Source organism: Paenibacillus sp. MCAF9 (genome assembly GCF_052114265.1).
Lineage (GTDB): Bacteria > Bacillota > Bacilli > Paenibacillales > Paenibacillaceae > Pristimantibacillus.
The window spans coordinates 100,446-112,218 of record NZ_JBFREL010000001.1 but is presented as its reverse complement, the minus strand read 5'-3'; the positions used below and the strand labels follow the sequence as shown (position 1 = coordinate 112,218).

The window sequence follows — 11,773 nt, the reverse complement described above, 5'->3', positions numbered from 1 at the left end:
AATGCTTCAGCGAGATTTAGTCGAATCACTTTTATCGTAACCTAACTATAAACTATTTTTTAAATGTTTTACCATAATTATCTGCTTATATGAGTAAACTCGGAACAATTTGTTGTCTATAACAATCATGTTAAATTCTTCATTTAACATAAAAACGGAATCAACTATATTGACTTTAACGTAACGTGAACGTTCATAATGGCAAGAGGAGGTGGCTCTATTGAAGGTGCATGAAGCAGCAAAACAACTCGGTGTCACGCCGCGTACACTGCGTTTTTATGAAGAAAAAGGTCTAATTCATCCATATAAAGCAATAGAGAATAAATATCGCGACTATTCCTTTGAGGACTTCATTCGGCTCCGCTGGATCATATCGCTAAGAGAATTGGGCTTATCCGTATCTGCAATACAAGATGCTCTAAACGTGATCAATGAGCCGGACGCTTTTATTCGAAGTGTGGATGGCGCTCGTGCATTGCTGTATGAGCAATGGATCACAGCAACAAAAGCGCTGCAAGCGCTTGATGAAACGATTTCGGCATGGCACAGAAAAGGAGCAGCTGAACTGACACAAGCAGAGCTGGCCGCTGAAGAAATTAAACAAAATCGGCTATCGCGAACCTCTTGGAGCGATCAATGGAATTACGATGAGATAGCGATTCAGCACGGATATAAAGCACCTATCATTACACTTAGCGGTATTCTTTCGGAGGAGCAATACAATATGGCACTGCTGAGAACCGTTGAATGGCTTGATCCGCGGTTTGATGAGCTTGGCTTAGAAATAGGAGCAGGCAGCGGCAATCTCTCCAGCATGCTAGCTGCGGCCGGCACGAAGCTTACCGTTGTTGAGCAATCGACTGAAATGCTCTCGATCATAAGAGAAAGGCTCCCTGCCATTGATGCAAAACAAGGCAATTTGCTCGCACTGCCTCTCGCGCCATACAGTTATTCTTTTATAGGCTGCAGCTTTGCAATGCATCACTTGAATCGGTCACAACAGCTTCTGGCACTAGAAGAAATGGACCGCGTTTTAATAAATGGGGGACGGCTTGTGATTACGGGGTTAATGGATGAGGACGTGGTTGCCGATGATAAAATACATTCTGAAGAGATAGAAACAAAGCTTTCCATACCGCCTAACTGGCATCTTTCCTCTGTATCCGAACATCTGAACTGGTTCAACAAACGTGGATATTCCACTGTCATCAACCAGCTTACCCCATATGTTGGATTACTCTACGCGATCAAACCTTAGCTATGTACAATAATGTGACCCTTTTACATAAAAAAAGAGCTAAGCCGCATGGCTTAGCCTCTTCCTCCACGAAATTTTTGCGCATGTGCGCGAGCCTCGTCTGCATTCGTTACACGATTGCGGCTCCACTCGATAAGTATCCGATCAATATAACGCAAGCTAAGCTTGCCCGCAAAGACGGCTTCTTTTAGAGCAAAACGAATAATTTCGTCTGTATATCGATCATGATCAAGCCAGCCTGTAATCGTCTCGCATTCTATCGGAGATAATAAGCGTCCAAACTCTTGCTCGAATACACTGAATAAGTCTGATGATGGCGCCGCTTGCTGCTTGACTGGCTGACGCTCTGCCTTCCGCGATTCACGCTTCTGCTCCGCGGTTAACGCAGCTGCCTTAAGCAGCCAGCCTGTCCAGTTATAACGCTCTGACTGCATCCCCGTAGAACTGTCAACGTACTCGTCAATCGTAAGAAAATCTTCTTTCATCAGCCGGCCAAGGGATTGTCCAACTTCTCTAACACTCAGGCCCATCCGCTCAGCCAATTGCTCTGGCGTTGGGAAATCATTCATGTCCGCTTCCATATAGACCATGATTTGCAGAAGCAGCATCGCTTCTGTATCCGACAATTCCAGCTGGCGGTATGTTCGCAGCAGCATCGCCGATACATAAACGCCGCCTTCCTGCAACGCAGCAGCCATACCATGCGAGTAAGCTTTCCATATCTCGTTGTTCACTGCCAGCTGCCTCCTATACGACTACGCCTGTGCAGACGTATCCTTTTGCTTAACCAAGTTATACGTGTCTCTTGCGATGAGAAGCTCCTCATTCGTAGGAACAACTAAAACTTTAATGCGTGAGCTGTCCGTCGTAATCTCACGAATATCTTTGCGACGCTCTGAATTGCGCTCTTCATCTAGCTCAATACCCAAGAATGAAATGCCTTCGCATATCGCTTTGCGTAGAGCGACAGAATTTTCTCCTACTCCAGCAGTAAACACAATCGTATCTACACCGTTCATCGCCGCAGCATATGCGCCAATATATTTTCTAACTCGGTAAGCATACATGTCAAAAGCAAGCTTTGCGTTTTTGTCGCCTTCCAGCATCGCCTCTGTTACCTCGCGCATATCACTGCTAATACCGGAAATAGCAAGCATACCGCTATGTTTGTTCAGCATAGAATTTACTTCATTTAAAGTCAATTCCTCTTTGTTCATAACAAATGGCACGATCGCTGGATCAATATCTCCGCTCCGGGTACCCATCATAAGACCTTCAAGTGGAGTCATTCCCATACTTGTATCAAAGGACTTGCCGTTCAAAATGGCTGTACAGCTTGCGCCGTTTCCGATGTGGCAAGTAATCATTTTGATTGACTCCAATGGTTTTTGCAAATACTCGGCTGCATGTGCGCTCACATAGGAATGAGACGTTCCATGAAAACCATATCTGCGAACCTTGTGACGACGGTAAAGCACAGTAGGAATTGGATATAAATACGATGTATTCGGCATGCTTTGATGGAATGCCGTATCGAATACTACCGCTTGAGGTACATCAGGCAAATTTGTTTCTACCGCCAAAATACCCATCATATGAGCTGGGTTATGAAGCGGCGCCAAATCAAACAATCGACGAATCTCGAGCTTAACCTCTTGTGTTACAAGCACTGAGCTGCTAAATGCCTCGCCGCCATGAACGATACGATGGCCAACAGCTTCGATTTCGTTCAGATTAGCGATCGCTCCGAACTCCGGGTTGGTAAGCATATTGATAACCTGCTTAACAGCAGCAACATGATCCAATATTTCACTAACTTTACGAACCTCGGGCTTGTCAACTGGTTCATGAGTAACAATCGAAGAATCCATTCCGATCCGTTCCACGCGTCCACTTGCCAGAACTGATTCGTCACGCATGTTGTATAGCTGATATTTTAAAGAGGAGCTTCCTGCATTAATTACGAGTACTTTCATTTAAATCCGATCCCCATCCATATCATATTTGAAGAAGCCGATTCCTGATTTGGCTCCGAGATGTCCAGCGCGCACCATTTTTTTCAGCACGATCGAAGGACGGTATTTCAGCTCGCCATACTCGCGGAACATTCTCTCAAGGGCTGCCAACACGGAATCGAGACCGAAACGATCACACATCTCGAAAGGTCCATGCTGGAAGGAATAGCCGATACGCATTGCGCTGTCAATATCCTCAGCCGACGCGACCCCTTCCTCGAGTACATGCAAGGCTTCGTTTATAAATAAGCAAATGAGTCGTGTAGTTACGAAACCAGGAGATTCAAATACCATAACTCCTTTTTTGTGAATAACCTCTTCCACAAAATGTTTCGTACGCAGAAATGTTTCTTCTGATGTCTTAAGGCCGCGAACAATTTCCACCAGATCAATTTTGAATACTGGATAAATAAAGTGCATGCCGATTACGCGGCTCGGCTGCTTCGTAAAGCTGGCTAGCTCAGTTAAGCTTAGAGTAGATGTATTGCTCGCTAAAATAACATTTGGACCGCAAATTTTATCAATCTTTTCAAATACAGCTTTTTTCAATTCCAAATCTTCAGTTATCGTTTCAATAACAAGCTCACAATCCGCTAACTTCTCGTAGCTTGTTGTCGCCTCTATTCTATTCATAATCAGCTTCTTCTCGGAATTCGTGAGCGCCCACTTCTCGATTTGTTTATCCAAGCTTACTTCAATCATTTGTTTACCATAATCTAGGCGATCATCCGAACGCTCGATAATGATAACATCCAATCCTTTGGAGGCCAGCATTTCCGCGATCCCTTGACCCATCGTGCCTACTCCTACAACTCCAACTGTTTTGATATGCAATGTATTAGCTCCTTTAGTGTGGGGAGAATTCTTCTTAAAACATAATAGAAGTTTTCTCTGCAAAGATAGTTCAATCTTATTATAACGAATTTCATCAAAAAAAGAAGGCGGACGACAACTCCGCCTTCAAATTGTAATATTGTAAACGCTTCATGCTGCTGTATTGGAAGAAAAGAGCTTTCTAAACTCGTCTCCGCTCAATGTTTCCTCACGCAGAAGCGTCTGAAGAGACTTGATAAACACTTCTCTATTCGACTCAAGCAGACCTTTTGTTTGCAGCATCAGCTCATCCAAAATGGTTCGATTGATGCTTGCCCATCCATCTTTTGTCATCATCGAAGAATCAATAATGCCAAGATCAGTCAATCCCGATTCCACTAACGTTTTGACGATATTCATCGATTGTTCGAAGTCACCTCTTGATCCAGTGCTCCGATCACCATAAAACATTTCCTCAGCAGCTGCTCCGCCTAACGCAATCATAATTTGACCGTTAAGGAACTGTTTTGTGTACAAATATTGATCCTGCTGCGGATTGTGACGAACATAGCCTAACGCTTGACCGCGCGGAGACAAAGCAACCTGTGACACGCTGCCTGGACGCATTAGTTCTGCCATAATTGCATGTCCGAGCTCATGAAGCGCAATCCGTTCACGCTCTTCTTTTGATGCCTCACGATCCGTTTTTTCACCCATCATAACTTTATCAATAGCCATCGATAAATGCTGTTCAGCGATGGTTTCACTGCTCTCACGCATCGCATAAATCGCCGCTTCATTCATGACGCTCTCTAGCTGTGCACCGGAGAAACCAAAGGATTCACTCGCAATGCGTTCTAAGTTCACGCCTGAGCGGATAGGCTTATTTTTCGCATGGATGTTCAAAATATGCAATCTGCCCTTTTTATCAGGAAGTTCAACACCGATGTGCCTGTCAAAACGGCCTGGACGGAGCAATGCGCTATCGAGCATTTCCTTACGGTTAGTAGCCGCAATTAACAAAATGCGCGGTGATTCATTTGCATAAATACCGTCCATCTCGGTTAATAGCTGATTCAAGGTTTGATCGTATTCGCGCTGCTGACCGCCATCTCGTTTGCCGCCAATGACTTCAATCTCATCAATAAAAATAACAGCGCTGCTTTTTTTCGCTTTATTCGCTTTTGTACGCGCCTCTTTGAATAGGTCGCGAATACGTCCTGCGCCTACACCGACATACATTTCTACAAACTCACTGCCGGATGCAGCCAAATAAATCGAATCAGTATATTGAGCAGCTGCCTTAGCAAGCAGCGTCTTTCCTGTTCCTGGAGGGCCAGACAGCAAGATGCCTTTTAACGGCCGAATGCCAAGCTTAGCAATTTGTTCTTGATGAACGAGAAAATCAAGCGCCTCTACAAGCTCCTGCTTGGCACGCTCCTGACCTCCGATTTCCTCAAAGGTGAGTGGTGTCATTTTCTCCTCAGAACGCCGCTTCTGGCTAGACAACGCGGTCAGCTTGCCTCTGCCTCGTGCTGCATAAACTACGGCAAAGCCTAATACGCCCAGCAATACGATGGGAACAACATTTTGTCCAATATATATAAAAAAAGCAACAAGTACAGGAAGTAAGCCTATCGCAATTTCTTTGCCATATTTCATCATATTACCATGCCTCCAATTGGTTTGGCGTGCGTGGCAGGACGATATATTTCACCGCTTCATTATTTTTAATCGTAATATACACATTCGTATCATCCATTTCAGTCGTCACGGTGACATCTTTCATGGATTTTGCAGCTTCTTTCATCGCATCTGGAATATGAGAATAGGTTTTGCGCTCCATCGCCTCTGCAACTTCAAACATGGAAGCATACCACAGATCTTCAAGCTGCTTATTCGATTTTTCTTCTATATTAAGCTCAAGCTTACGGTCGCCAACTACATCTTTTCCGTTAGCTGCAATAGTTTCATAGATGTCCCGGAGATTCGCATCCGGCGTTAATTCAAGAGAAATAGCTACTTTATTGCGATCCATAACTGGTTTTTCTGAAGAAACAATACCTTGAATGCCTTTTGTAACTTTCTCTAATGGAGCTGCTACAGCCACTTGATTATATACAGCCCAGCCTCCGAACAAAACGGAAGCGGAAATTGCAGCAGTAATCACGATTGGTATCACACGTGGTCTCATCATTATGAAAATCCCTCCTGCAATAAATTTTTGAACACTCCGTATATCAATTCCGCTATACGAAAGTATATCATGAAATTATGCAAGAATCGTCCATCAATAAAAGGAAACGGAGCCTTATGGCCCCGTTTTTGCTGGTAACGTATAAGAATCAATGAATGCACCGTCATCAAAACGGTAGAAATCATATCGGTAATGATCAGGCTTTTCACCGTCATTATAATAGATCTCCCACACCGTTTTGTCATCAAGCAGACCCGGCTGAATTCTCTTTATTTCTGCCAATGGCCTCTTGCTGATGAAATTATCTTTGAGTGACTTCTCAGAAATGCCTTCCGTCGCTTTCATGATAACTGGTTGTTGCTCCTCAGTCAGCCATACGTATACATGTTCATCTTGTTGATTAATGCCTTCAACGACCCAACTGTTTTTTTGCCATATATGATGATGTACCTTTTCTATCTCCATAAGATCAGCTGCTTTAGTCGCTTGTTCCTTCGCCGCATTAATTGCTGTCCACTCAGGCGACTGAACTTCACGGAAATAGATAAAAGAAACGGTTAGAAGCAGCAAGAGGAATGCTGTAATTAACAACAACCATCGCTTAAGTGTCATAAACGGCTTTCGTTTCCTTGCTGTTGCTCGCATTAAGCTTGCAGCAAGCGATCAAAGCTCGCTTGTGCCTCGTAACGAATTTTCTCCTCATCGAGCCAAGTGCATTCGCCGTTTTTCAATACTTGTCTTCCATCAATCCATACATGCCGCACATCGCGGCCTGAACCTGAGTAGACCAGATGTGATACGATATCCGTCTGAGGGTAGAAATGCGGCTGTTCAATATCAATTGCGATGAAATCTGCCTTCATGCCTACTTTTAGACTACCAAGGCTCTTCTCTTGCCAAATAGATTTTGCCCCATTCACTGTACCAAGCTTCAATGCTTCCAAAGCAGGGATAGCAGTAGGATCTTCAGAAACACCTTTATGAAGCAAAGCTGCAAATCGAATTTCCTCAAATAAATCAAGATTGTTGTTGCTTGCCACACTATCTGTTCCAAGCGATACCGTAACACCTGCGCGAATCAAATCAGGAACGCGTGCAATGCCGCTAGCAAGCTTAAGATTACTTACAGGATTATGTGAAACCGCAACTCCTTTAGCAGCAAGCAACTCGATCTCAGCATCATTCAGATGTACGGCATGCGCTACAAGAGCAGGACGTGAAAAGAAGCCTAAACGATCCAAATGTTCGACCGGACGAAGTCCATAATCACGCACGTTTTGCTCAACTTCAGGTATCGTTTCCGACATATGCGTGTGCAAAGGCAAATCAAAATCATGAGCTGCTTGTACAAAACGTTCAATATACGCTGGTGGACATGTATAAGGCGCGTGTGGAGAAATCATTGTAGTTATGCGTCCATCGGCTTTCCCGTTCCAATCACGAGCAAAAGCAATTGCTTCAGCAAGCTTTGCTTCTTGTACATCGGGAGGGCATAGTCCGATAACTCCTCTGGTCAAAACACCTCGGATACCGCTTTGCTCAACCATTTGAGCAACTTGATCCATACGATCATACATATCAACAAAAGCTGTTGTACCTGATTTCAGCATTTCAACGATCGCTAGAGCACTTCCTGCACGTGTATCTTGATCAACATATTTGCCTTCCATTGGCCACATTTTCTGTTCCAGCCAAACCTGCAAATTTTGATCATCTGAATATCCGCGAAGCAAGCTCATCGCTGCATGTCCGTGAGTATTAATAAGTCCTGGCATAAAAGCCAGCTTGCTGCCGTCTATTTTTTGCACCGTGTCAGAAAGCTGCTCAGGAACAGCCGTACCTATATAACTAATCCGATCATCGGATACAACCATATGTCCTCTAAATGATGGATTTTCGTCATCCATCGTTATAAACAAACCATTTTCAATCCAAATCTGACTCATCCTGCGTCTCTCCCTCTTTGGCTAAATAATAAGCTAAGCTAAGCAATTCCCTTGTGAAATCAGCATTATGTATTCGCATTTCATCCGGTACTCGTAGAATAGCAGGGGCAAAATTCAATATTCCTTCTATGCCTGCTTCGACAAATTGATTAGCTACATTTTGTGCTTCAAATGCTGGAACGGTAATGATGCCGATTCGAATATTTTGCTCTGCAACCGTTGCAGCAAGCTCACTCATCGGCATTACAATCAAATTATTAATGCTCGTTCCGATTTTGCTCGGATGTACATCGAACACGGCCGTAATCTGCATATTATCCTTGGAATATTTATTGTAATTGCATAAGGCATGACCTAGATTGCCCGCTCCAACCAACGCAACCTTTATCGTCTGATCAACCTTCAAAATTTGACGTATCTTCTCAATTAAATATACAACATCGTAGCCTACGCCCTTCCGTCCAAACTCTCCGAAATAAGCGAGATCTTTACGAATCTGAGCAGGATTTAAATCAAGCTTTGTGCCTAAATCCTGCGAAGAAATGGTCTGAATCTCACGATTAAGCATTTCATTTAGTACTTGCAAATAAACGGGAAGCCTTCTGACGACAGCCTCCGATATTTTCGTTTGCTTCATCGTTTTTCCTCCTCTTCGCTGGACACAGCTTGATTTTCCTGCGGCAATGCTGCGTATTCATCCGTTAACCATTCTCTCATTCGTACGACCATTTGATCCATATGCATCGTTTCGATTTTTGGTCCTGGCAGTGAATATAAGAAGTGTTTACCGTAGTAAGTGTCGATTACTCTTGTATCATATATGATTACGATCCCTTTGTCTTGTGAAGTCCTTACTAGACGCCCAAAGCCTTGTTTAAAGCGAATGACGGCTTGGGGAATCGACAATTTCATAAAAGGATTTTGTTTCTGCCGCTGCAGCATCTCAGCTTTTGCTTCTACTAAGGGATGGTTAGGCGGTTGGAATGGCAAACGAACGATGGCAAGGCAAATCAGAGCTTCTCCGGGTATATCTACACCTTCCCAGAAGCTGCTCGTGCCAAGTAAAACGGACTCTGGCGTTTGACGGAAACGTCTTGTAAGCTTCGTGCGATTGCCGCTGTCTATTCCTTGTCCGAGCACTTGAATACCTGCAACGCTTAAAAGCTCTTTAAGCGGCTCGTAGACCTGCCTCAGCATGCGATAGGACGTGAACAGCACTAGCATTCTGCCCTTCGTTTCCTTTGCAGCATCAGAAAGCGATTTTACAAGCATATCCAAATAGGTGTCATCTACAGCTGCTCCCTTGAGTACTGGGAAGTTGCGCGGAATGACAACTAATGCCTGTTCCCGGTAATTAAACGGTGAAGGCAATTGAACAGTTTTAAGCCTGCCCTGCTGTTCGTATCCAGTTAACCCAAGCTGCTCCTCTGCGTATTGAAAAGATTTTTGCACAGATAACGTCGCAGAGGTTAATACGATACTTTCTTTGACATCAAAAAAATATTTTTGCAGCTGAGCGCTTACATCTACTGGGACACCGTATAACTGTACAGATCTGTAGCGGTATACACTGCTTGCCTCGATCCAAAACACAGAGTCCGCAAGCTCTAAGGTGATAAACGTTCTAAGCTCATCCTTAAGACGTGATAAATCACGTACCGCGCCATTTAAATCCGTTATTATCGCTTGAACACCGGAATCGTCAACACGGTCTTTAATATCGGTAACCATTTTATCGACGGTTCGAATGACTCGGTTAAGTTCAGTGTGGATATTTCCTTCAACCGTAACGCCGTCCTCCCAGCCTGCTGGAAGCTCGTTTTTCTTAAGCCGGCATACCGACTGACCATTCTCGGTTGGTCCATCCGATGAAGTTGAAGTAAAGCTATAAAACATTTCAAACAGCTTATCCCAATGCTCCTTAATTTCTTGGAAAATAGGAATAACGGTATCAATCGTCTCCAACCAGGAAGCTTGATGTGCGTCATCCTCATACATAAGCTTCTGGCGAAGCCCAGGCAATAATCCAGAGCGCGCATCTTTATAAAGCCGAAGAACAGCCTGCGTCAAAGAGAAGTAGTTAACTTGCATACCTAGATGCTTGCCGGCAACCTCTTCCACATGATGTGCTTCATCAATAATGAGATGAGTATAGGAAGGCAATAAACGATGATCTGCTTGAACATCAGTAAATAACATTGAATGATTCGTTATCGTAACATCAGCAATGTTTGCTTCATGCTTCGCGCGATGATAAAAACATCTTTTGAACCAAGGACAAGCTCGATTCAGGCATGAATCCGTATCGCTCGCTACCGTAGACCAAAACTCAGCACCCTTGTTGCCGAAGTTAAGCTCTTCCTGATCGCCAGTTTCTGTTTCCCCAAGCCATACGACCATTTGAGCAGCTGTAACTGTATCCTCAATCGGCGATACAAGATCTTTTGTGTTGATTTTACCTTCAAATTTGCGCAAGCATAAGTAATTCCCTCTGCCTTTAAAGATCGAAGCTCTAAACTCAAATGGCAGTATTTCCTCAAGCAATGGCAAATCGCGTTGACGAAGCTGCTCCTGCAAATTGATTGTATGCGTACTAACGACAACTTTTTTGCCGTTTTGAATGCCATAATAAAGCGCAGGAATTAGATAACCAAGCGACTTCCCTGTGCCTGTACCTGCTTCTATAAGTAAATGCTGATTCTGATTTAGAGCGCTGTACACCTCTTGAAACATGGCTACCTGCGCTTCTCTTTCCTCATAATTCTCAAATTTCTGTTCGAAACGTTGTCTAACATCAGCTAAATAATTGTCAAATGAAACATCCGTTAATGGCAGCACACTTGTACCGCCTGAACGCGGAGGCTGTTCATCGCTCCATTCGCGAACCTTCAATGCAAATTGATTAAAATAGTCATATTCATTCGATTCGAATACAGTACTATATTCCATCTGCTGCCCGGTATGCTTAATAAACCAGCTCAAATCGCTGCCGTCATCTACAAGCGTGGAAAGCCGCTGCAAAGTAAGCAGCGGCAATTTGCGAAGCTTTTTTACCGTTTCAATTAGCAATAGCGCAGTTGCATTTGCATCGCTGTCCGCGCGGTGATGTTGATCATGCGGTATTCCAAAGAGCTCAGAAACAGCTCCAAGCTGATACGTATTAATTGTAGGATATAAAATTCGTAATAATTCAATGGTATCCAGCCTGCGGCCTGCAAAAGGGCGCCGACCACATCGTGCTAATGCTTGGTTTAAAAAACCGGCGTCAAAACCAACGTTATGAGCGACCAAAACGGCATCATCCAATAACGGAACCAGCCCTGCAATAACCTCTTTGAGAGTTGGAGCATCCGCAACGACCGTTTCATCTATGCCTGTTAATTGTGTAATGAAGGCCGGTATCGGGATATTAGGTCGAACAAAGGAGCTATACGTATCGATAATTTCAAGCTCCTCTGAAACGATGACTAGCCCAACCTGCAAAATATCATCATCCGAGCTGTGTCCCGTCGTTTCTAAATCCAATACTGCAAATTTCATTTAT

General features: G+C 43.9%; 10 protein-coding genes. 1 reads left to right on the top strand and 9 read right to left on the bottom strand.

Annotation, left to right across the window (positions count from 1 at the left end; translation table 11 throughout):
- Nucleotides 1-226 precede the first annotated feature (226 nt).
- On the top strand, nucleotides 227-1,258 hold the full coding sequence (locus tag AB4Z45_RS00515; protein ID WP_441907835.1) for a MerR family transcriptional regulator: 1,032 nt from the start codon (nucleotides 227-229) through the stop codon (nucleotides 1,256-1,258).
- Between the two features lie 53 nt (nucleotides 1,259-1,311).
- Here AB4Z45_RS00515 and AB4Z45_RS00510 read toward each other — a convergent pair whose 3' ends face one another.
- The 9 genes from AB4Z45_RS00510 to dinG all read right to left on the bottom strand — a co-directional run bounded on the left by AB4Z45_RS00510 (nucleotide 1,312) and on the right by dinG (nucleotide 11,769).
- Nucleotides 1,312-1,992 (bottom strand): DnaD domain protein, encoded by a 681-nt coding sequence (locus AB4Z45_RS00510; protein ID WP_441907436.1) that lies wholly within the window; start codon nucleotides 1,990-1,992, stop codon nucleotides 1,312-1,314.
- A 21-nt stretch (nucleotides 1,993-2,013) separates the two neighbouring features.
- Complete coding sequence (locus tag AB4Z45_RS00505) at nucleotides 2,014-3,234, bottom strand: acetate kinase (protein ID WP_339202846.1); 1,221 nt, start codon at nucleotides 3,232-3,234, stop codon at nucleotides 2,014-2,016.
- Nucleotides 3,235-4,170 carry a 3-hydroxyacyl-CoA dehydrogenase family protein gene (locus tag AB4Z45_RS00500; protein WP_441907435.1) on the bottom strand — a complete coding sequence of 312 codons (936 nt, stop codon included), beginning with the start codon at nucleotides 4,168-4,170 and terminating at the stop codon, nucleotides 3,235-3,237. It lies immediately after the preceding gene.
- Between the two features lie 87 nt (nucleotides 4,171-4,257).
- Nucleotides 4,258-5,751 (bottom strand): AAA family ATPase, encoded by a 1,494-nt coding sequence (locus AB4Z45_RS00495; protein WP_441907434.1) that lies wholly within the window; start codon nucleotides 5,749-5,751, stop codon nucleotides 4,258-4,260.
- Nucleotide 5,752: 1 nt separating this feature from the next.
- Nucleotides 5,753-6,283, bottom strand: coding sequence for a hypothetical protein (locus AB4Z45_RS00490; RefSeq protein ID WP_441907433.1), 531 nt, complete (start codon nucleotides 6,281-6,283; stop codon nucleotides 5,753-5,755).
- 114 nt (nucleotides 6,284-6,397) lie between these two features.
- Nucleotides 6,398-6,895 carry a cell wall elongation regulator TseB-like domain-containing protein gene (locus tag AB4Z45_RS00485; protein ID WP_441907432.1) on the bottom strand — a complete coding sequence of 166 codons (498 nt, stop codon included), beginning with the start codon at nucleotides 6,893-6,895 and terminating at the stop codon, nucleotides 6,398-6,400.
- A 32-nt stretch (nucleotides 6,896-6,927) separates the two neighbouring features.
- Complete coding sequence (locus AB4Z45_RS00480; RefSeq protein ID WP_441907431.1) at nucleotides 6,928-8,229, bottom strand: amidohydrolase; 1,302 nt, start codon at nucleotides 8,227-8,229, stop codon at nucleotides 6,928-6,930.
- Nucleotides 8,210-8,866, bottom strand: coding sequence for a redox-sensing transcriptional repressor Rex (locus AB4Z45_RS00475; RefSeq protein ID WP_076265706.1), 657 nt, complete (start codon nucleotides 8,864-8,866; stop codon nucleotides 8,210-8,212). The genes AB4Z45_RS00480 and AB4Z45_RS00475 overlap by 20 nt, the downstream gene beginning before the upstream one ends.
- Complete coding sequence (gene dinG, locus AB4Z45_RS00470; protein ID WP_441907430.1) at nucleotides 8,863-11,769, bottom strand: ATP-dependent DNA helicase DinG; 2,907 nt, start codon at nucleotides 11,767-11,769, stop codon at nucleotides 8,863-8,865. Before dinG ends, AB4Z45_RS00475 begins: the two co-directional genes overlap by 4 nt.
- Nucleotides 11,770-11,773: the final 4 nt, after the last annotated feature.